Below are 19,760 nucleotides of genomic sequence, written 5' to 3' on the forward strand. Positions count from 1 at the left end.
GAGCGGGACGGAATGACGGAACCGGAGTTGGATATCAAAACGAGGATATTGCTTGCAGCCAAGAAGCTTTTTGCACAGCAGGGGTATGACGGGACGAGTGTTCGTCAAATATGTGATGAGGCAGGTGCCAATGTGTCGCTGGTGTCTTATCATTTTGGCGGCAAGGAAAAGGTGTTCGAAGCGTTATTTGAGCATTTCTTCCCTGGGCATATGATGAACGCGCTGGCTGAAGAGTCCATGTCCTCGCCTGTGGAAGGTATCCGACGAATTATTGGTGAAGTTGTGAAGTTCACGATGACGGATCGGGAGATGAGCGATATTGTGCAGCTTGAAATTACACTGCGGACACATCGTACAGCTACCGTATTTCGTTTTCTAGACCCTGTATGGACCCGAGTGAGGGACCTGCTGCAAGAAGGAAAAGACCAGGGATTGTTCCAGGTCGAGTCCGTATCTTATGCGATGCTTCAGGTTATGGGTGTGGCTTTGGCGCACAAACGGGCCAAGAATTCACGATTTGGCTTTGATTATCAGGATATGAATACAGACGAGCTTGCTGAGCAGACAATTGAGTTCGTACTACGAGGATTGGGAGTGAACCAGCATGAATGAAACCATTGATTTGATGATGAAACACCGCTCTGTACGCAAATTCAAGCCAGACCCGGTAAGTGATGAGCAGCTTGCAGCCATTGTATCTGCAGGGCAGATGGCTTCCTCTTCAAGTAGTGTGCAAGCCTATACCGTAATTGCTGTGACTGACTTAGAGCAAAAAGCCAAGCTGGCTGAATTGGCAGGCAACCAGGCCTATGTCAATGAATGTCCGGTGTTTCTCGTATGGTGTGCTGATCTGTATCGGCTGAGTGATGCTGCGAAACGTCATCTTCCTGAAAAGGAATCGTATGCCGATTCAACCGAGAATTTCATGGTAGCCACGATTGATGCTGCACTTGCTTCCCAGAACGCCGCTCTTGCAGCGGAGTCACTAGGGTTCGGAATTGTATATATAGGCGGGCTTCGTACCCGGATTGAGGAAGTAGCCGAGTTATTGGGATTACCGGAAGGGGTATTTCCGGTGTATGGCATGTGTATTGGTGTTGCAGATCAGGAAACGGGAATTCGCCCGCGTCTGCCACTGGATGCAGTTCTGCATCGTAATCGTTATAATGCCGAGCAGAGCATCAAAGGTGTTGAGCAGTATGATGAGACAACGACAGCGTACATGAAAGCACGAACTAACGGTGAACGAACGACTCCATGGTCCGAACTGATGGCGAAGCGCCTGACTGAGCCGACAAGGTTGCAAGTGAGACCGTTCCTGGAAGGCAAAGGATTCTTGAAGCGCTAAGTTGAACTGAAGGTAGTTACACTTGCCACTTCGATGACAGAACAACCTTCCGATCGCTGTTATCCCTAGATTTTTTGATCCCATTTTTGTGAGGGTGAAAATCTGGTTACAGCGTATGCTTCCGAAGTAGCTTTCTTTCAGAAAGCTTTTAGGGGAACGCGTTGCTTCCTCAGGTTATTTCTGTCCTCTACGTTCTTGTGTAAATGGTTAGTTCAACTGATATATATAGTAAATTAGAAGTCAGTCGGTGGCGAAGCCGACTGGCTTCTTTGTGCTGTGCTGGCAGGGCATGCGAGTGTACTTGCTGTTACCTGATTGTACTCAAGTTAAGCCGTAGAAACGCTTTGTGTTCTGATAAAAGAGCCGGGCGGCCCGCTCGGTTCCCATGCCAGTGATCTCACTCCATGCCTGGATGACCTGTCTGGTCATGGCCGGGTGTGTCATTCGTCCCTGAAATGGTCCTTCGAAGGGCCAAGGTCCGTCGGTCTCGGCCATCACTTGTTCCGATGGATATTGCCGGGCGAGTTCGCGAATCTCTTCTTCATACCGAATATCCGGCGTGAAGGAAATGAAATAACCGTTGTCCGCCATGCGCCTTACGGTTTGGCAAGAACCTTTGAACCAGTGGAAATGAGCACGTCGGAACTGATATTGCTCCAGCAGATCACAGACGATATCGGCATCATCGTATACCGCATGAAGGACAAGTGGTTTGTTGTGCTTTTTGGCAAGTTGGATGAAACGTTCAAGCAGCTTGATATACCCGCTCTGATCGAAGTGCTGCCCTGCCTGCTCCGCTTCCTGACGATTGTAATAGGGAAGGCCAACTTCTCCTATGGCTGTGGCTTGTCCCATATGCTTCTCGATCCATTGGAAGAACAGGTCCATTTCTGCAACGGATGGTAGTTCCTGTTCCGGATGGAAACCGAAGGCCGGATAGATGTTGCGTGGATGTTGCTTTGCAAGCTCCAGGTTGGCCTGGGCAGAAGCGAGATTCATGGACACGGCGATGACTGCCTCGACTTGTTGAGACGGGAAAGATAACAGCATCTCGCGTTGTTTGTCAGAGGTATACTGATCGAAGTGAATATGAGCATCAATTAATGGTGCAAAAGCTTGAGAATGCACGCGGGAATTCCTCCTTGTGGTCATTTATATTCTAACTATGTTACGCAGAATTTCTTATGGTGGATCACCCAATAAAGGAAAATAATAACTTAAAAAACCCGCGCTATTATTATAGGCGGGCTTTCTGCTGTTCTTCTCTCATCCACTGAGCAATCTGCCGTTTACGCTCCAGAAAAGCGGATTCCTCCGTAATTTCTTCTCGTCTTGGGCGATCAAAAGGAACATGTACCTCGTGCAACACTGTTGCAGGTCGGTTGGATAATACATAGACCCGATCCGCTAGCAGTAATGCTTCTTCGATATTATGGGTGATGAACAGCACCGAGCGGCGGTTCTGTTCCCAGATATCAAGTAGCCAGCGCTGCATGTCGCTACGTGTCAGTGCATCCAGTGCGCTGAAGGGTTCGTCCAGTAGCATCAGCTCCTGCGGACTGAGCAGGGCGCGCAGAAAAGCAGCACGCTGCTGCATTCCGCCCGACAGCATATGAGGATAGGCCTGCTCAAACCCGGCAAGACCCACGCTGCTTAACCACTTACGAGCTTCCTCAAGTGCTTCGGCCCGAGGGGGAGCACTTGAAGCTACTTCACCAGCAAGCAGTACATTGTCTTCAATGGTACGCCAAGGGAAAAGAGCGGGTTGTTGCGGCATATAACTAATCTTGCCACGCTGTCCCGTTACATTCTGACCGTTCATAAGCACTTGGCCTTCCTGTGGCTTAAGCAGACCGCCGATGATATGGAACAGGGTGCTCTTGCCACAGCCAGAAGGTCCAACGATAGCAACAAACTCGCCTTGCTCCACAGTCAGGGACAGGTCGTTCAGAACCGGTAGCTTGCTACGCCGTTCACGGAATGATGCATGAACATTAACAACGTCCAGTGCAGGTGGAACCGGAGCAGGAGTCGTGTTGGCAGATCGATCAGGCGTAGCCGAGTTAAACTTTTCACCGTGCGTTGGCTCCATTACACTTGCTCCTCGTCCAGGCTGGACTTGTTCATCCTGTTGCAGATTCATATGGTCATCACTTCCTAATATACAGATTACTTCTTTACTACCGCTTTTGTGGCCGCCAGCGCACGAGCAGCTTCTCCAGCAGGGCAATGAACAGGAAGAGCAGCAAGCTGAGCGCGACAATAATCATGATCGCCACGAATAGGCGGTCCGTACGATAAGCCGACTTTTGCAACATCATATAATAACCAATACCCTTGTCTGCACCAATCCATTCGGCGATGATGGCGCCCATCACGCTATAGGTAGCGGCGATTTTGACACCGGAGAACACGGATGGCAGCGCATGGGGAAGCTCCAGCTTCCAGAAGATCTGATGACGTTTCGCACCAGCCATGCGCATATAGTTCATCATCGCCGCGTCAGTACGGGTCAAGCCATCCATCGCCGCCACTGCAACAGGGAAGAAGCAGACGAGGATGATCGTAATCAGCTTGGGCAACAGCCCGAATCCAAACCAGATTAACAGGAGCGGCGCGAGCGCGATGGTTGGGATATTTTGACTAAGAATAAGTAAAGGGTACAGGGCTGACTTGAGAAAAGGGACCAAATGCAGCACCATCGCTATCAGTAATCCGACCGCTGTGCCAGCCGCGAATCCAATCAGCGTTAACTGAATGGTTGCGGAAGCGTGCATGCCAAGCCGCTCGGCCTGGGTTGCGGCTTCGCGGGCGATGTCGGACGGTGCAGGCAGCATCCATTTCTCAATATGGAAGAGGGAGACGGCTCCCTGCCATATCGCTATAAAGAGAATAACCGCCACAATGGGCGGCCATACACTCTTGAAATAGGCATGCATTAGCGATACTTCTCCGTCAGGGTATCCATGCTGAAGCCAGTAGGGCTATGGGCGATTTTGATCTGGGAGATGATGCTTGGGCTGCCAGCCTCCACGAGTACCTCGTGCATTTTACGGACAACCTCCAGCAGTTCCTCCAGTTCCCCCTCCATCGTGGTGTCGAGTGCGTTCACCTGATATTTCAGGCCGGATTGCTGAATAACTTCAATGGCGCGATCTACGTAAGGATAAGAGTTCTCGCCATTTGGCGTTTTGGGAATAACCTGAATGCTAAGTAGTGTGCTTGCCATGAGAGATCACGGCTCCTTTCGTGATATATAAAATGAACTAATGACTGTTACACTTGCCACTTCGATGACAGAATAACCTTCCAATCGCTGTTATCCCCAGATTTTTGATTCCCTTTCTCTAAAGGGAAAATCCGGTGATAAAGGCGACCGCTTCGCTTTTTCACGTTATTTCTGTCCTCTCCGTCCTCATGTAAATATTAAGTTCGTTTTATATGAGAAATTTTATTGGGGTAAAAACTCGTTCGTATATGCCTTGCTCACATCGATCTGTTCATCCAGCAGTTTTTTACTAAACATCCAGTCGGTGTAGTTCTGCCACACTTCCTGCTTTTGCTCACCCCAACGCGGGGCGTCATCTGTGTACTTTGGACTAAGCCATTTCTGGCTTGCCAGTACCAAGTCTTTATCCAGATCCGGTACGGCCTTGATCAGAATGTTTGCTGCGTCTTCCGGATGATCAATTGCGTATTGATACCCTTCGGAGGTGGCTTTCAGGAATGCTTTCACCAACTCAGGGTCGTTTTGGATCGTCTGCTCGTTTGTTACTAGTACAGGCGTGTAGTAATCCAGTGCATCTGAATAATCCTTCACATATAACATGTCGATCGGTTCTCCGCGCAGTTCGGCTTCAATACCTGTCCAGGCGTAGAAAATCCATGCAAAATCAATGTCCCGTTTTACTGCGGTGAAAAAGTCGGCGTCACCCATATTAATGTTTTTCACTTTGGATACATCGGCTCCGTCGCCTTCCATAATGGATTGCATCACGGCTTCTTCGACTGGGGAACCCCAACCGCCATAGGTTTTACCTTCAAAATCTTTCGGTGACTTGATATTCCGATCCGCCGGAGCAGCGAAACCAGATGTATTATGCTGAATAACTGCTGCGATGGAGACCAATGGAACACCCTGTGTGCGGGCTTGAGTTACACTCTCCTGATAACTTACGCCAAAAGGCACTTCATTCGAGGCAACCATTGTATCTGCGCCACCGGCACCTGGTTGTACAATCTCCACGTTCAAGCCTTCGGCCTTATAAAAACCTTGATCTACAGCTGCATACAGGCCGGTATGATTCGTATTTGGTGTCCAGTCGAGCACCACTTTAATATCTTTCAGGGCGGCAGTGTCACCTTCGTTGCTGCTTTCCGTATTTGTGTTGCCGTTCTGCCCAGCTGGGGCAGCTTCTTTGCCACCACATGCGGCTACAGTCACCATAAGCACGCACAAGAGCAACAATCCCATCGTTTTACGCCATTTCATCTGTGGTCTCTCCTTCGGTATGTCCGGCCGATTGGCACGGGGTACTCCTTGGCTTCATATCCAATCATCTTGCATAAATCGACAGATTTATACCAGTTGAGATCTGGATAACGTCACTTTTTTAGCTCTCTGGCTATATAAAAGAACATTAAAAAAGCGTCCCGTATTCCGGGACGCGTGCAGGCGTTAGAGAGGTGGCGTTCAGCCATAGGGCTGTGCCATTTCGATATACTCCGATTCCTACGCTGGCATGATCCAGATCAGGTCTAAGGGTTAGTATCTTGGTGGGATACACTCTCAGCCGGCCAATTCCGACTCCCCTGGGAAACTATGAAGTTACGGGCATTACTAGGTGTAATTATAGGCCAGCAGGTGGAACGTGTCCAGTCAGGAACTGGATGGGGACACGTATGAACTTATCAAACAGGCCGTTATACATATGTATAAGAGCCTGTTTGGATGTGTTATTTTCAATAATTATCGTGGGGAATCATATAAGGCAATCTGACTGAGTGCAAAAGCATCGGATTTTGGGTCATAACCTACCTGTTTCTGAGTGGTTTCCAGATTTAATCGTTTAAACCGATTATTCGAGATCCCATGCAGTATGGTGAAGGGTTCAAGATCGGTAGTTGTAATTGCTTTGAACATCAAATCACACAAGTCAGCCGGACTAATGTACGCGCTCATATCCCTTGCCTCCAGCACGGGTCCGTCCGGTTGAAAATCATCATATGCACCTATACGTACCGCAACACTTTGTAAACCTTCGGTATACGCAAAATAGGAAGCGAGCGATTCTCCAAAACATTTGCTAACCCCGTACAAATTCCGTGGACGTGTTGGCATGTCCGGATAGACTTGAGCATCAATGGGATACCCCTCAATCGTCTGTGCACTGCTTGCAAGAATGACTCTTCGTACACTTTGGTCTTTAGCTGCACGGAATACATTAAATGTACCTTTGATATTGATGTCCAACAACGATTCATAAAATTCGGCATTCGGAGAAGGATCTCCAGCCAGATGTACAACCACATCCATGCCTTCGCAAGCACGCTGACAGGCTTCGGGGTCTGTCACATCCAGTGTCATGATCTCATGGCTGGTCCCTTGATACGTATGCAGTCTGTCGATATTTAAATCCGTTAGTCGCAGGCGAAATGCTTCTGACAAGTGTTGGGACAAGTCACGTCCAATTTTTCCGGCTGCGCCAGTAATTAAAATGTTCATGAAATCAGCTCCAATTCTTAGCGCTGGAAGAACTCAATCCATTCCTTTTCAGGTCCATAGATGAAGAAATAGCGGTAACCGTTAGGCAGTGTGATAATCTCTCCGTCGATAAATTCGGCTTCGGTGGCTTGAATGCGTTTGTACTCAGAATCAAGATCATCCACGTGGATCGCAAAATGGTGCACCGTACCTTCAGAAGGCAGGTTGTCGCTGTATCCTTGAATTAGCTCAATCTCAGTCTCGTTACTTCCATTGAAGCCGAGAAAGGCGAGCTGAATGACGCCGTTAGTATGGGTTACGCGGTCTTTCAATTCAAGACCAACAATCTCCGTATAGAAACGCAGCGTGGTCTCCAGATCACGCACGGCAATGCCGACGTGGTCAATGCGTTTTTGAAAACTCACAATCAAAAACCTCCTTATGTAGTGAATGTTTCTACCATTTTAAGGGATATCATAGAGCTGTACTACATGGTTGTCAAATCCAATTTTAAATTGGAAAAATCATAATTGTTCACAGAATGTTCACTTATGCGGAGGGTTTGGTCATCTCTATAATTACGAAGGTAAACAGAGAGGATGAGAGAATTGCCAACCAGCAAGAAGGAACAAATTATTTTCGGATTAATGATGTGTACAGGAATGGTCTTGGTCATGATGTTCTTCAATCTATGGCACAGTGGGTTACTCGGCAAGATGTCCCCGCTTGAGATACTGCTTCAATTCATATTATGTTTTGTCATCGCGTTTCTGGTGGAGTCTTTCATTGTTGGCCCTGTGGCGAGAAAGATTGCATTCTCCTTGCCCTTTGACAAGTCCAACAAGATTTTGGGTGTGCTCGTCATGTCATTTTTCATGGTGATTGGCATGGTTCTGATCATGTCCATGTATGGAATGATTTCAGCGTATCTTGCAGACCAATTAAGTGGGGGTTCCATATTCCGTACCTATCTTCAGACGATCGCTCGCAACTTCAGCCTGGCGCTTCCATATCAGTTAATCATTCTGGGACCACTCGTGCGATATGTATTCGGTAAATTCATCAAGGATAACGGGCCCGTAATGCCTGTCGTTAACAAAAGTGTGTGATTCGGCTGGCCCTAAGTATTTCCTGGGCAATCTTGTGCAAATGAATAGATATTATTCTCACCTTTAATGAAAGGTGATGAGAGAGGCAAAGATAGGGCACTGCCGCCATATTACAGCGCTAACGAATCAAGAACACCTTATTAGGCCTGTTTTTAGGGAATGAAAAATCTAACGAATCTCAGCGGCGTTATTATGCAAAAAACCTCCAACAAGGCATTTAATTGAAGCTAATTATCTATAATAACGTCTCTAGGATTCGTTAGATTTCAAATATGCAGAAATGGAGGGGAATAGCGTGTGCTAGGTTCGTTAGAACAGAGTAACACTACAAAAAAATGCCCACCGTCAGGTCATGACAGTAGACATTACAATTTCTTTAATAGGTATTTCTAATCCTCAGGACTGGATCAACACAGAACTGTTAAGTCGCAGAATTCACCATATGTTTGTTCTGCCATTGATACGTGATCACGCTAATGACAAGTAGGCCAACTGCAAAGATGGCAAGCATCCATGCAGACTGATTAACCGCCAGATGATCAAGACTCCATCCCGTAGTCAAAGGCAGAATGGCACCGCCAACCCCACCTGAGGCAATCAAAATGCTGGGTGTGGATTCTTCTGTTCCGGGCAGCAGTTTACTGGCGAAGACAAGGGCAATGGAGAATATCCCTGACATCGCAAGTCCAAGCAGTAAGATGATGAGAAATGCAGACCAGATTTGGTTTGTAAATGGAAATATCATTAACAAGAGAACAGATGCAAGACAACTGTACAGGACATATACGCGGTATTGGAATTTCTCTGCGATATAACCGGCGAAGAGCCGTCCCACGGACATGGCAATCCAGAAACAGGTGACACTAAGGGCTGCTCCGGCTTCCTTCATGTTCATTTTCTCAATCAGGATCGCCGGCATGAAGTTCGCAAGACTCATCTCTGTGCCAACATAGAGGAAGAAGAACAGGACGAATAATACCAGAAGAGTCCTGTTACGGCCACGATAGGTTGGACTGGATGTACTTGCAGATGCGGGATGCATCTCACCCGATGTCCCAGCAGAGTGCGTATTTACGGAAGCATGATTTGAACTCTGTCGCTCCAGAAACTTATCGAGTTCACCGAATGATCCTTTCGCCCAGAAAACAAAGGTCAGCGCTGCGCAGATCGCAACAACGAGAAAGGAGAGACGCCAGTTTCCGGCAGCAATCAGACCGCTGGCAATGAGCGGCATGACCATCGCCCCAATCCCGAATAACACTTCCAGTCGACTCATAGCAACGGCTGTATTGTCTTTGATTGCAGCGATGATAATGGTGCCAATAACAGCTTCAACCATTCCGAATCCAAAGCCGGCAGCGGGTGCAATGACGAACATCCAGCCCCATGGTGGCAGCAACATGTAGGATAATTCTGCAATACAGAGCAACGCTGTGGCGATTAACAGGCCTCCCCGTTTACCAAAGCGTCTGTTCAGCCATGGAGATAACAATACACCACCCAGGAATCCGGCAAATTGGGCAAAGATCAGCGTTCCGCCTTGGCTATAATCTTTGCCGTAATGTTCAAGTGCAACCGGTAGAATGGAACCGAGCACAACGTGGGCAAGTCCAATCAGGAAATAGGACAGACATCCGATCCAAAGTAATTTTTTCATAGAGAACTCCTTCTACTTATATACATAAATTGAGGATCACAATAAAGCGCAATCTTGAAGACAAAGTCTATCATAACAGGACATGTTAAGTTGTACCATGAATTCCTGATCGATACAGAAGGTTGCAATCTGGTCCGGCGTTCGTATATACTGAGACCAACAATTACAGATCGGACCATGCCGTTGAAGAGCATCCAACTCGGAGGCGTTTTCGCCAGGGGAGCGATATTTCCCCAAGTTAACCGGAACCGCCCGTTATCGCGGACCAAGAGGCTGGAAGCAGGATATCCTGATTCAGCAAGTTGGGTGGCACCGCGAGCAGAGCGCTCCTCGTCCCAAGGGATGAGGGCGCTCTTTGTATTTTTACAGCCAAAGGAGACGGTGACCATGTTAGAAATGAAATGGATTCGGGCACATGCAGAAGAGGTTCAGGCAGCGGCAGACGGGAAAAAAATCAAGATCAACATTCGCACATTGTTAGAGCGGGATGAGGAACGCAGGGCACTTTTGCAGGAATCGGAAGAAGGACGCAGATTGCGCAATACGTTATCCGCGGACATTGGCAGACTCATGCAGGCCGGGAATCGGGAACAGGCCGAGGGTTTGCGGGCTCAGGTGAAACAGATCAATGAACAGTTGGAACAGGTGGAAGCGAGGCTCGCCCCTGTGCAGGAGGAAGTAACCAAGCTACAATGGCTGGTACCCAATATCGTGTCCCCGGATACCCCCAATGGCTTGTCGGACGCAGACAATGTAGAGCTACGACGTGTGGGAGAGGTGCCAACGTTCGAGTATAACACCAAAGATCACGTGGAACTTGGGGAGTTGCATGATCTCATCGATATTCCCCGTGGAGTTAAGATTGGCGGTACGCGAAGCTATGTATTAAAAGGCGCTGGCCTGTTATTACATCGAGCAGTACAGCAACTTGCGCTTGATTTGCTTCTGAAGCACGGCTTCACACCGATGGAGGTTCCGCTGATGGTCAGGGAGGATGCACTGGTGAACACCGGATTCTTCCCAACCGGTCGAGATCAGGTCTATGAACTCGAAGGGGAGAACAAGTGGCTGGTGGGAACTTCTGAAGTGCCGCTGGTCTCGTATTATGCGGATGAGATTGTTGATGTTCAAGAGCCTGTGAAGCTGGCCGCAGTATCGACGTGTTTCCGCAGTGAAGTTGGCTCCGGCGGACGGGATGTACGCGGATTATACCGTGTGCACCAATTTGCCAAAGTTGAGCAGGTCATTCTCTGTGCTCCTGATGCGGAAGAATCGGAGCGCATGTTGCAAGAGATTACAGGACACGCCGAAGAATTGCTGCAATTACTGGAACTGCCGTATCGTGTTGTCGCTGTATGTACCGGGGATATGTCGCAGAAAACGTACAAACAGTATGACATCGAGACCTGGATGCCAAGCCGCGTTGCATATGGAGAAACGCATTCGTCGTCGAATCTGCATGATTTTCAGGCGCGCCGTTCGAATATTCGTTGCCTCGATGCCGAAGGCAAGTTGGCGTATTGTCACACCTTGAATAATACGGCGGTGGCATCGCCGCGTATCCTGATTCCTTTGCTTGAGAATCATCAGCAGGAGGATGGAAGCATTCGCATTCCGGCAGCCCTGCGGCCCTATATGGGCGGGGCCGAGAGCTTGATTTTGCCAGAGCAGGACGAAGTGAAGTAGAGAGGTTAGGTAACGCTTTAGTAATTCAAAAAGGGGATGTTCCACACGTCATGTTGTATGTGACGATGGACATCCCCTTTTCAACTGAAATAGTATTTACATAAACCAAGCTCCTAATATGTTGGACTAGATTCAAAGGTTTTGATAACGATTACACGCTAATCTCATGAATTGTTCCAAAACTCTCACATACGACATTCAACTTTATGCAATTCGTATCCGATATAATATAATAGAAGTAAAATATTGGATTATGGGAGATGGATATAGAAATGAGTAGAATCAAACTGGCGCTTCGAGGCACACTCGCTCTAATTATGGCATTAACAATACTGGTCCCTTCGTTGGCCTTGGCGGCTACCGGTGACGTGAAGTCGATTGAAATAACCAATAGCAGCCCGCAGAAGATGAGTGTTTCCGAAACAGCTGCGCTTCAGGTGATGGCAACGGTAGAAGGTTTTGATAACAAGCAGGATGTTACCGAAGGCGTGACTTGGTCCACCAGTAATGCAGCAGTCGCTACGATGGTGAAAGGCAAAGTCAAGGCTGTGGCCGCGGGCGAAGCAACGATTTTTGCAGAAGTAGACGGGGCTAAAGCCCAGTTGGTTGTCCAAGTGCAGGAGAAGATCAAAAGCATCAAAGCTTCACCGAAATCCTACAGTTTTGTTAAAGGCAGTGAAAGCACCCTTCCGAAAGTAAGCATTACCCGTGCGAATGGTAAGGAAGAGGATGTGACGTCTGAGATTGTGTGGTCCGTATCCACTTCTTCGGCTGTGCTGGAAAACGGTAAAATCAAAGGGGTTACACCCGGCAGAGTATTGCTGCAAGGCAAATACGGAACAACGATTGTGAAAGTCCCTGTTGCTGTGACGGACGAAATTACCAAAGTCGAGGTTACCCCTGCCACAATGCAGCTGAACATCAAGAAGTCCAAAGCGTTGAAGGTTATCGGGACCTACGCGAACGGCAAAACCATTAACCTTTCGAAACAGGTCATATGGACCTCTTCCAATACAAATGTAGCTATCGTGAAAAATGGAGCAGTCAAGACGCTGACTGAGGGACAAGCCACCTTGACAGGAACTTATCAAAATCAGACAATAAAGGCAGAGGTTACCGTTGTACCTTTGCTCAAAAAGCTGATTACAGGCCAGAAAAAACTGGTTTTGTCCCCACAGGGAAGCACAACACTGAGTGTGATGGCCCAGTATGATACGGGCAAGACCACTGTTGTGACCAACAGTGCGGTGTGGAGTAGCACAAAGCCGGGCGTAGCGACAGTGACAAATGGCAAGATCGTGGCTGTAGGCAAAGGTAAAACGTCCATCACGGCCAAGTGGGGCAACAAAAAAGTGACGATCCCCGTTACGGTAAAATAAATCTTCATATAATAAAGCATCTTGCATGATCCAAAAATTGGTTTCAGTACATGACATCGTTAAAATCATCAATATCATCAAGGTAACAGACAACCAAGGGGCGTAGACATACGCTCCTTTTTTGGATATATAGAAATATGTATCTGAAATATCTTCTTTTATCCCTAAGTTCCATACTTACATTTCAACGGAGTACTACGATTAAGCGCATGAAGCAACGCACCTATCAAAAATACAGAGAAGGTTACCATTTAAAATGTCATGGTGAAGAGGAGATACCTGAATGAAAGATCCAATGCAACCGGAAAATTGGCCTGCCTGGGCGACAGAGTCGGTAGAGATTGCTCCGGCCAACCCCAATTGGGATGCGCAGGCTCAGGATGAAATCCGGCAACTCAAACGTTGTCTACAGCAGTTTAATATTCATCAATTCGAACATATCGGAAGCACGTCCATTCCAGGGTTACCCGCCAAGCCCATTATTGATCTGATGGCAGAGGTACAGTCATGGGATGACATGGATCTGATCGTGGATCAGCTGAATCCGTTGGGCTGGAACTACGTTCCGCCTGAACTGGATGGACGGGAGTACAGACGATTCTGGGTCAGGGTTAAGGATGGCAAGAGAGCTGTACACCTGCATCTGATGCGCCCGGGAGAAGAACGCTGGGATCGTCAAATTCGGTTTCGGGATGTGCTGAGAAAACGCCCAGATCTGGTGGAAGCTTACGCCGTCCTGAAGACAAAGCTTGCTGATGAGAACAAGGAAGATAGGGAATCGTATACCGCTGCCAAAACGCAATTTATTTTACAAGTGCTTGATGAAGGCGTGTGATTGATTGAAAAGCGTACTTATCAGAGACAGGCTGATCTATTTCTTCGCAGTCATGATGACCATGGCGGCAGGACTTGCATCCAGATACTTTGGTGAACGATTACCGGATTGGGTGCATGAACATTTCGGAGATGCATGTTGGGCGGGCATGATTTATTTCGGAGTACGCATGGTGTGGCCTCATCGCAGCTTGCTATGGGCAATGTGTTTGAGCTGTTTATTCAGCTGGCTGATTGAGTTCTCGCAGTTGATTCAGACGCCTTGGCTGATTGAGATACGCTCTACCGTATTAGGTGCTCTTATTTTGGGACATGGTTTTCTGGTGATCGATCTGATTCGATATACGGTCGGTATTCTGTGCATGGTTATGATAGATCGTTATTTCCTGAGAAATAAGATGGCTGGATCATGCACTCAGTTTGAGTCATGGAGGTGTTCTGAGTGAATGGAGAGAAACTTTTTGCCGAATCGCCCGAATTCGAAACCCATCGGCTGAAGCTGAGACGCCTTGTGATGGATGATCTTGATGAATATTATGCGTTTGCCTCTGATCCGCGAGTGAGTCAGCAAAGCTTGTGGAACTGCCATGAGACGACGGAGGATTCGATTCAATATATTCAGCGGGTACTGGATAATTATGAACGGAAAACGGTCTATATCTGGGCTTTTATCCTGAAGGAAACAGGGACCTTGATCGGGAGGGGTGGCATTTTTCATCTCAACGAACCCATGCAGAGTGCTGAACTAGGGTACGCGATAGCCAGCAGTCAATGGGGTAAGGGTCTCGCAGCAGAAGCGATGCAACCCATCATGGATTATTGCTTTCGGGAACTGGACTGCAATCGGTTGGAGGGGAAATGTAATGCAGACAACATAGGCTCTGCACGCGTAATGGAGAAGCTGGGCATGTCGTACGAAGGTTTGCTACGCAAACAGTTGAAGATCAAAGGTGTATTCACGGATCAAAAATTGTACTCCCGTATCCGGGATGATCTATAATACTTCCAATGCCACATAGGGTACATCGCAGAAATTGAAGGAGGCGGAACCATGATCTATAGTATTATTTCCCGTTCGTTGTGGGAGCAAGTGTCAAAGGGGACTGAGTATGCACCAGATAGCCTGGAGACAGACGGATTCATTCATTGTTCCACCAAGGAACAGATTCCATGGGTAGCCGGGCAATACTATGCAGGCCGCACGGATCTGTTATTACTTAGTATTGATGAGAAGGCGTTGAAGCCGGAACTGGTGTATGAGGATCTCTACGAATTAAATGAACTATATCCACATATCTATGGAGAGCTGAATCTGGATGCTGTTCGCAAAGTCATTCCATTTGAACCGAATGCAGACGGCACATTCTCATTTCCTGAATAAAGTAACATGTGACGCTTCTGTTTGAACATGATCAGGGGACAACATACTTTTCCGAAGGGTGGTTAAACGGATGGATATGAATCAGGTTTTTCTGGAGACAGCCGAGAAGCAATTTTTGTATTACAAGCAGCTCGGGGAAAAAGCCATGGCACAACTGGATTCCGAGCAATTGTTTCAATCCTGGAATGAAGACGCGAACAGCATTGCGGTGATCGTAAAACATCTATGGGGCAATATGCTGTCCCGTTGGACGGATGTACTGACAACAGATGGTGAGAAACCGTGGCGTGAACGGGACGCCGAGTTCGTGAATGATATTACATCCCGGGAAGAGTTGCTTGCCAAATGGGAGGAAGGCTGGACATGCCTACTCGAAGCCATTCGTTCGTTTACCCCGGAACAATTGTCTCACATCATATACATTCGCAATGAAGGACACACCGTCATGGAGGCAATTATTCGGCAATTGGCGCATTATCCGTATCATGTAGGGCAGATTGTATTTGCCGCGAAAATGCTCAAAGAAACATCTTGGGACAGTCTCTCGATTCCGAGAAACGGTTCAGATCAATATAATGGCGGCAAATTTGCCAAGCCGAAGGCACGCAAACATTTTACAGAAGATGAACTTCATATAGAAAAAGGTGAGGAACAACAATGACTCAAATTGCATTGATTCGCCATGGAAGTACAGCGTGGAATAAGGAAAAACGTTCGCAGGGACAGACGGATAATCCGCTGGATCAGGAGGGCAGGGAACAGGCCGTTTTACTTGCCGCGAGACTGGCCGAGGAATCCTGGGATGCAATCTATTCAAGTGACTTGGAGCGTGCAAGTGAGACAGCTCGCATCATTGGTGATCGCTTGGGCATTCAGGAGATTCATCTGGACCCTAGACTTCGCGAGATGGGCGGAGGACAGGTCGAAGGAACGACGGAAGAGGAACGGTTAGCCAAGTGGGGAGCGGACTGGAGTACTCTGGATCTGGGACGTGAGCTTGTAGATGCAGGGACTGTTCGAGGTAGTGCGGTGCTTGAAGATATTGTACGGCAGCACCCCGATGGAAGAGTGATCGTTGTCAGTCATGGAGCTGTCCTGCGGAATACACTGCGAGGTCTGGTGCCTGAGCTTGATATCAGCGTGAAGCTGTCCAACACATCCATTACCCGGATCGTCAAGAATGAGAATGTGTGGCAATGCGAACTGTACAATTGCAGCGTGCATTTGGATTCGTCAAGGGAGTCTTAATAGATGGATGCCCTGACGTTAAAACAAAAATTACAGCATATTCAGTCGTCTAATCATTCCATTGATCACGAGGAACAGCCTTACGAATTGGCACTGCATATGATGAAGCATATTGGTAGTACTGATCCTGTCCTGCGGGATGAATTGATCTATGTTACGTTTGCAACATGGATTGGACAGGGTGTATTTTCGGAAGATCAGCTAAGGCATATGTTGCAGTTGGCGCTGGACGATCAGCACCTGTTCTATGCGATCGGAGAGCAGGGAACGGATAGTGTGTTTACGCGGACGTTCTCCGTATTGTTACTGCCTCCCATTCTGAATGTGGATCGTCAGCGACCTTTCTTGGACAAAGAGGATATCGCAGGGATTCATCAACGGTTGACTACATATCTGGAACGTGAAAAAGATGTTCGCGGCTACGCCGATAACAAGGGCTGGGCACATGCCCCCGCACATGCGGCGGATGCGGTTGAAGATCTGGCACAGTCGCCATATCTGGAGCGAACGGATCTGCTGGAACTTCTGCACGCACTCGCTGTAAAAATAACGGAATCAAGTGTGGTTTACATCCATGATGAAGATCAGCGAATAGCGCATGCTGTGATTACTATTCTGCGTCGCAATCTGTTGGAGCCAAAGGATATTACGACGTGGATCGATACCCTTCATCAAGGAGACCCGGCGGTGAAAAGATCACTTCTGGAAACCAGTCATAGGAACCTGAATGTGCGTCTGTTTTTGCAGACACTGTATCTTGCGATACGTACAGAGGAAGATGAGCCGTTTCCGGCAGTTTGTTCACTGGTATTGCAGGCATTGGAGAGAGATAAATAACGATACGCTAAACGTTTGGAAAAAGGGGGAGATGGCGCATGACTGAATTGACGTATGCATGGACGGAGGAGATCCTATCTCCGCTGGGTGAGACAGCGGTTATCATCCATTGTGGAGATCAATTGTCTGACGCTGTGCAGCGCAGAGTGATGTCTGTATGTGCTTTGCTGGAAAAAAGCACTTTGCCAGCCATGATCGAATGGGTGCCTTCATATACGTCCGTTACAGTATTTTATGATCCGTTCATCTCCTCTTACCCTCAGTTATGCAAGATTCTACTTCAACAGTTGAATCAAATGAAGGAATCCGTCCAAGACAAACCCAGAACGGTCACGATTCCCGTATATTATGGTGGTGAGTGGGGCCCTGATCTGGACTATGTTGCCAGTGAACATGGACTGACCGCAGAGGACGTTATTGCGATTCATACATCCGGAGATTATCTCGTACATATGATTGGGTTTGCACCGGGTTTTCCGTATCTCGGTGGGTTGTCTGAACAGATTGCTACGCCCAGACGGGCAACGCCAAGGCTTCGGGTTGAGGCGGGCACAGTAGGTATCGGTGGCAAACAGACAGGAATCTATCCAGTGGATACACCCGGGGGATGGCAATGTATTGGACAAACGCCACTCCGGTTGTTTCGGCCGGAAGAGAACGTACCGAGTTTGCTGGTAGCAGGTGATCGGGTTCGATTCAAACAGATTACGATGCAGGACTATCTGGCGTTGAAGCGGAAGGAGGGCGAACGATGAGTATTGAAGTGATTCGCCCTGGTCTGTTATCTACCGTTCAGGATGAAGGCAGAACCGGTTATCGCCGGTATGGTATTCATTCTGGCGGGGTCATGGACACCTTTGCAGCCAGAGCAGCCAATATGCTTGTGGGCAACTCCCGACATGCGGCAGTACTGGAGATGACGATGACGGGGCCAGAGCTTCGATTTCAGGAGAGCCAGCTAGTCTCGTTATGTGGAGCCGATCTGACGGCAACGGTGGATCATCTGCCTGTACCCTTGTGGCGTCCGGTGCTGGTGCGGGCTGGAAGTGTACTGAAGTTTGGTCAATGTCGTCATGGTTTGCGTGGATATCTGGCGATTGCGGGTGGAATAGCTGTGCCTGAAGTGATGGGCAGTCGAAGTACAGACCTCAAGACAGGTCTTGGCGGTGTCGAGGGCCGAGCCTTGCGCGTGGGGGATCTGTTATCCAATGGTGAACTTTCTGTCGAAGCGCAAGGTTGGATGCATCGTATGGAGCAGCAGGTAAAGGAGAGTGAGCGGGCCCACCGAATATTGGCGCCTGCGTGGCTTTTATCTGAACGTGAAAGGCCTGACTATTATGGGCAACCTGTTATTCGTGTGATGGAGAGCAAGGATAGTTTGCTGTTCAGTAAGGCAAGTCTGGGACAATTCTATGCCGAAAAATACGTGATTTCTTCGCAATCCGATCGGATGGGCTATCGCTTGCATGGCTCCATACTGGAGCTGGATCAGCCCCTGGACCGGTTGTCTGAAGCCGTTACCTATGGCACGGTGCAGGTGCCACCGGATGGACAGCCCATCATCTTGATGGCAGACCATCAGACGATAGGGGGTTATCCTGTCATTGCACAAGTAGCTCGGGTGGATATGCCAATCCTGGCTCAGACTAGGCCAGGAACCCAAATTTCTTTTAAAAAGATTACGCATGATCAAGCTGGACAGTTGTATATGGAACAGGAAATCAATATGCAGCTCATGGATAAGTTGATACGCAGAAGAATGGCAGGAATGGGGGGCGCTTAATGAATACCTCGAAAACCTTGGATATCAATTGTGATCTGGGCGAAAGTTATGGTATATATCGGACGCTGTCGGACGAGGCCATTCTACCCTTGATTACATCAGCCAATATTGCCTGCGGATTTCATGCAGGGGACCCGGCTACAATGCGCCTGACGGTGGTGAGGGCATTGGAGCATCAGGTGGCGATTGGAGCCCACCCCGGGTTGCCGGATTTGCAAGGGTTTGGGAGAAGACGTATGGACATTACGCCACGGGAAGCATATGACATGGTGGTGTATCAGATCGGTGCGCTGGATGCATTTGTCCGGGCAAACGGAGGGCGAATGCATCACGTAAAACCACATGGTGCTTTATACAATATGGCCGTAGAAGATGCGAAGCTTGCTGAAGGCATCGCCGAGGCGATCTATCAAGTGCAGCCTGATCTGTATCTGTATGGTCTGGCGGGCAGTGAGCTGATTCATGCCGCGGATAGCATCGGTCTGCGTAGTGTGAGCGAAGTGTTTGGGGATCGAACCTATGGGACGGACGGAAAGTTAACTCCTCGCAGCCAAGCTGGAGCCCTCATTGAAGAATCGGGACAAGCGATTGCTCAAGTGCTTCGGATGGTGAAAGACGAAGTCGTTGTATCCACGGATGGTACATTGGTTCCCATTAAGGCAGAGACTGTCTGTATCCACGGTGACGGTTCGAACGCTCTCGCATTTGCGCAAGAGATTCGTCAGGTACTGGAATCGGAAGGCATTGAGTTATCCGCGCATACAACAGAATGATACGCCTGTTCAGCAGAACAA

23 protein-coding genes and 1 riboswitch are annotated in these 19,760 nt (G+C 48.3%); of the genes, 15 read left to right on the plus strand and 8 right to left on the minus strand.

Features of this window, described 5'->3' with window-relative positions; all coding sequences use genetic code 11:
• Positions 1-12: 12 nt before the first annotated feature.
• The gene (locus MHI55_RS02645) at positions 13-612 is read left to right on the plus strand and encodes a TetR family transcriptional regulator (RefSeq protein ID WP_101314876.1); all 600 of its coding nucleotides are present in this window, start codon (positions 13-15) and stop codon (positions 610-612) included.
• Positions 605-1,348 (plus strand): oxygen-insensitive NADPH nitroreductase, encoded by a 744-nt coding sequence (nfsA, locus tag MHI55_RS02650; protein WP_101314877.1) that lies wholly within the window; start codon positions 605-607, stop codon positions 1,346-1,348. Before MHI55_RS02645 ends, nfsA begins: the two co-directional genes overlap by 8 nt.
• A gap of 321 nt (positions 1,349-1,669) precedes the next feature.
• Here nfsA and MHI55_RS02655 read toward each other — a convergent pair whose 3' ends face one another.
• The 7 genes from MHI55_RS02655 to MHI55_RS02685 form a co-directional block, all read right to left on the minus strand.
• Positions 1,670-2,500: a TatD family hydrolase gene (locus tag MHI55_RS02655; RefSeq protein WP_076319534.1), complete on the minus strand. Its 831-nt coding sequence runs from the start codon at positions 2,498-2,500 to the stop codon at positions 1,670-1,672.
• Between the two features lie 85 nt (positions 2,501-2,585).
• On the minus strand, positions 2,586-3,491 hold the full coding sequence (locus MHI55_RS02660; RefSeq protein ID WP_340388663.1) for an ABC transporter ATP-binding protein: 906 nt from the start codon (positions 3,489-3,491) through the stop codon (positions 2,586-2,588).
• A 37-nt stretch (positions 3,492-3,528) separates the two neighbouring features.
• Entirely contained in the window at positions 3,529-4,287 is a 759-nt protein-coding gene (locus tag MHI55_RS02665) for an ABC transporter permease (protein WP_340388665.1), read from the minus strand.
• On the minus strand, positions 4,287-4,577 hold the full coding sequence (locus tag MHI55_RS02670) for a thiamine-binding protein (protein WP_017690996.1): 291 nt from the start codon (positions 4,575-4,577) through the stop codon (positions 4,287-4,289). Before MHI55_RS02670 ends, MHI55_RS02665 begins: the two co-directional genes overlap by 1 nt.
• Before the next feature lie 222 nt (positions 4,578-4,799).
• Positions 4,800-5,840 carry an ABC transporter substrate-binding protein gene (locus MHI55_RS02675; RefSeq protein ID WP_036673166.1) on the minus strand — a complete coding sequence of 347 codons (1,041 nt, stop codon included), beginning with the start codon at positions 5,838-5,840 and terminating at the stop codon, positions 4,800-4,802.
• Positions 5,841-6,059: 219 nt separating this feature from the next.
• A riboswitch (TPP riboswitch) is annotated at positions 6,060-6,172 on the minus strand.
• 145 nt (positions 6,173-6,317) lie between these two features.
• Positions 6,318-7,073 (minus strand): NAD(P)-dependent oxidoreductase, encoded by a 756-nt coding sequence (locus MHI55_RS02680; protein ID WP_340388667.1) that lies wholly within the window; start codon positions 7,071-7,073, stop codon positions 6,318-6,320.
• 17 nt (positions 7,074-7,090) lie between these two features.
• The gene (locus tag MHI55_RS02685; protein ID WP_340388669.1) at positions 7,091-7,477 is read right to left on the minus strand and encodes a VOC family protein; all 387 of its coding nucleotides are present in this window, start codon (positions 7,475-7,477) and stop codon (positions 7,091-7,093) included.
• Positions 7,478-7,651: 174 nt separating this feature from the next.
• Between MHI55_RS02685 and MHI55_RS02690 the strand changes: the two genes are divergently transcribed.
• Positions 7,652-8,161, plus strand: coding sequence for a hypothetical protein (locus MHI55_RS02690; protein ID WP_340388671.1), 510 nt, complete (start codon positions 7,652-7,654; stop codon positions 8,159-8,161).
• A gap of 421 nt (positions 8,162-8,582) precedes the next feature.
• Here MHI55_RS02690 and MHI55_RS02695 read toward each other — a convergent pair whose 3' ends face one another.
• Positions 8,583-9,818: an MFS transporter gene (locus MHI55_RS02695; protein WP_340388673.1), complete on the minus strand. Its 1,236-nt coding sequence runs from the start codon at positions 9,816-9,818 to the stop codon at positions 8,583-8,585.
• A gap of 387 nt (positions 9,819-10,205) precedes the next feature.
• Between MHI55_RS02695 and serS the strand changes: the two genes are divergently transcribed.
• The 12 genes from serS (at position 10,206) to MHI55_RS02755 (ending at position 19,739) form a co-directional block, all read left to right on the plus strand.
• The gene (gene serS, locus MHI55_RS02700; RefSeq protein ID WP_340390563.1) at positions 10,206-11,504 is read left to right on the plus strand and encodes a serine--tRNA ligase; all 1,299 of its coding nucleotides are present in this window, start codon (positions 10,206-10,208) and stop codon (positions 11,502-11,504) included.
• Positions 11,505-11,776: 272 nt separating this feature from the next.
• Positions 11,777-12,883 carry an Ig-like domain-containing protein gene (locus MHI55_RS02705; RefSeq protein ID WP_340388675.1) on the plus strand — a complete coding sequence of 369 codons (1,107 nt, stop codon included), beginning with the start codon at positions 11,777-11,779 and terminating at the stop codon, positions 12,881-12,883.
• 283 nt (positions 12,884-13,166) lie between these two features.
• Entirely contained in the window at positions 13,167-13,718 is a 552-nt protein-coding gene (locus MHI55_RS02710; RefSeq protein WP_340388677.1) for a GrpB family protein, read from the plus strand.
• A gap of 4 nt (positions 13,719-13,722) precedes the next feature.
• The gene (locus MHI55_RS02715) at positions 13,723-14,163 is read left to right on the plus strand and encodes a DUF2809 domain-containing protein (RefSeq protein WP_340388679.1); all 441 of its coding nucleotides are present in this window, start codon (positions 13,723-13,725) and stop codon (positions 14,161-14,163) included.
• Positions 14,160-14,717: a GNAT family N-acetyltransferase gene (locus tag MHI55_RS02720; RefSeq protein WP_340388681.1), complete on the plus strand. Its 558-nt coding sequence runs from the start codon at positions 14,160-14,162 to the stop codon at positions 14,715-14,717. The genes MHI55_RS02715 and MHI55_RS02720 overlap by 4 nt, the downstream gene beginning before the upstream one ends.
• A gap of 51 nt (positions 14,718-14,768) precedes the next feature.
• Positions 14,769-15,098 carry a DUF952 domain-containing protein gene (locus tag MHI55_RS02725; RefSeq protein WP_036673184.1) on the plus strand — a complete coding sequence of 110 codons (330 nt, stop codon included), beginning with the start codon at positions 14,769-14,771 and terminating at the stop codon, positions 15,096-15,098.
• A gap of 70 nt (positions 15,099-15,168) precedes the next feature.
• Positions 15,169-15,759 carry a DUF1572 family protein gene (locus tag MHI55_RS02730; protein WP_340388683.1) on the plus strand — a complete coding sequence of 197 codons (591 nt, stop codon included), beginning with the start codon at positions 15,169-15,171 and terminating at the stop codon, positions 15,757-15,759.
• On the plus strand, positions 15,756-16,346 hold the full coding sequence (locus MHI55_RS02735; RefSeq protein ID WP_340388685.1) for a histidine phosphatase family protein: 591 nt from the start codon (positions 15,756-15,758) through the stop codon (positions 16,344-16,346). Before MHI55_RS02730 ends, MHI55_RS02735 begins: the two co-directional genes overlap by 4 nt.
• Positions 16,347-16,349: 3 nt before the next feature.
• Positions 16,350-17,183 (plus strand): DUF2785 domain-containing protein, encoded by an 834-nt coding sequence (locus tag MHI55_RS02740; RefSeq protein ID WP_340388688.1) that lies wholly within the window; start codon positions 16,350-16,352, stop codon positions 17,181-17,183.
• 38 nt (positions 17,184-17,221) lie between these two features.
• Positions 17,222-17,938, plus strand: coding sequence for a 5-oxoprolinase subunit PxpB (gene pxpB / locus MHI55_RS02745; RefSeq protein WP_340388690.1), 717 nt, complete (start codon positions 17,222-17,224; stop codon positions 17,936-17,938).
• Positions 17,935-18,966, plus strand: a complete 1,032-nt coding sequence (locus MHI55_RS02750; RefSeq protein WP_340388692.1) for a biotin-dependent carboxyltransferase family protein — start codon at positions 17,935-17,937, stop codon at positions 18,964-18,966. Before pxpB ends, MHI55_RS02750 begins: the two co-directional genes overlap by 4 nt.
• A complete protein-coding gene (locus MHI55_RS02755) occupies positions 18,966-19,739 on the plus strand; it encodes a 5-oxoprolinase subunit PxpA (RefSeq protein WP_340388694.1) in 774 nt (257 codons plus the stop codon). The genes MHI55_RS02750 and MHI55_RS02755 overlap by 1 nt, the downstream gene beginning before the upstream one ends.
• The last annotated feature ends 21 nt before the right edge of the window (positions 19,740-19,760 follow it).

It is taken from the genome of Paenibacillus sp. FSL E2-0151, from assembly GCF_037993015.1.
In the GTDB taxonomy this organism is placed as follows: domain Bacteria; phylum Bacillota; class Bacilli; order Paenibacillales; family Paenibacillaceae; genus Paenibacillus; species Paenibacillus amylolyticus.

What these genes read in the sequence shown, in the direction of transcription:
- serS (WP_340390563.1), top strand. Translation starts at nt 10,206, where the DNA reads ATGTTAGAAATGAAATGGATTCGGGCACATGCAGAAGAGGTTCAGGCA.
- MHI55_RS02680 (WP_340388667.1), bottom strand. Translation starts at nt 7,073, where the DNA reads ATGAACATTTTAATTACTGGCGCAGCCGGAAAAATTGGACGTGACTTG.
- MHI55_RS02670 (WP_017690996.1), bottom strand. Translation starts at nt 4,577, where the DNA reads ATGGCAAGCACACTACTTAGCATTCAGGTTATTCCCAAAACGCCAAAT.
- MHI55_RS02730 (WP_340388683.1), top strand. Translation starts at nt 15,169, where the DNA reads ATGGATATGAATCAGGTTTTTCTGGAGACAGCCGAGAAGCAATTTTTG.
- MHI55_RS02690 (WP_340388671.1), top strand. Translation starts at nt 7,652, where the DNA reads ATGAGAGAATTGCCAACCAGCAAGAAGGAACAAATTATTTTCGGATTA.
- MHI55_RS02645 (WP_101314876.1), top strand. Translation starts at nt 13, where the DNA reads ATGACGGAACCGGAGTTGGATATCAAAACGAGGATATTGCTTGCAGCC.
- pxpB (WP_340388690.1), top strand. Translation starts at nt 17,222, where the DNA reads ATGACTGAATTGACGTATGCATGGACGGAGGAGATCCTATCTCCGCTG.
- MHI55_RS02735 (WP_340388685.1), top strand. Translation starts at nt 15,756, where the DNA reads ATGACTCAAATTGCATTGATTCGCCATGGAAGTACAGCGTGGAATAAG.
- MHI55_RS02725 (WP_036673184.1), top strand. Translation starts at nt 14,769, where the DNA reads ATGATCTATAGTATTATTTCCCGTTCGTTGTGGGAGCAAGTGTCAAAG.
- nfsA (WP_101314877.1), top strand. Translation starts at nt 605, where the DNA reads ATGAATGAAACCATTGATTTGATGATGAAACACCGCTCTGTACGCAAA.
- MHI55_RS02695 (WP_340388673.1), bottom strand. Translation starts at nt 9,818, where the DNA reads ATGAAAAAATTACTTTGGATCGGATGTCTGTCCTATTTCCTGATTGGA.
- MHI55_RS02755 (WP_340388694.1), top strand. Translation starts at nt 18,966, where the DNA reads ATGAATACCTCGAAAACCTTGGATATCAATTGTGATCTGGGCGAAAGT.
- MHI55_RS02665 (WP_340388665.1), bottom strand. Translation starts at nt 4,287, where the DNA reads ATGCATGCCTATTTCAAGAGTGTATGGCCGCCCATTGTGGCGGTTATT.
- MHI55_RS02750 (WP_340388692.1), top strand. Translation starts at nt 17,935, where the DNA reads ATGAGTATTGAAGTGATTCGCCCTGGTCTGTTATCTACCGTTCAGGAT.
- MHI55_RS02655 (WP_076319534.1), bottom strand. Translation starts at nt 2,500, where the DNA reads ATGACCACAAGGAGGAATTCCCGCGTGCATTCTCAAGCTTTTGCACCA.
- MHI55_RS02740 (WP_340388688.1), top strand. Translation starts at nt 16,350, where the DNA reads ATGGATGCCCTGACGTTAAAACAAAAATTACAGCATATTCAGTCGTCT.
- MHI55_RS02675 (WP_036673166.1), bottom strand. Translation starts at nt 5,840, where the DNA reads ATGAAATGGCGTAAAACGATGGGATTGTTGCTCTTGTGCGTGCTTATG.
- MHI55_RS02705 (WP_340388675.1), top strand. Translation starts at nt 11,777, where the DNA reads ATGAGTAGAATCAAACTGGCGCTTCGAGGCACACTCGCTCTAATTATG.
- MHI55_RS02710 (WP_340388677.1), top strand. Translation starts at nt 13,167, where the DNA reads ATGAAAGATCCAATGCAACCGGAAAATTGGCCTGCCTGGGCGACAGAG.
- MHI55_RS02660 (WP_340388663.1), bottom strand. Translation starts at nt 3,491, where the DNA reads ATGAATCTGCAACAGGATGAACAAGTCCAGCCTGGACGAGGAGCAAGT.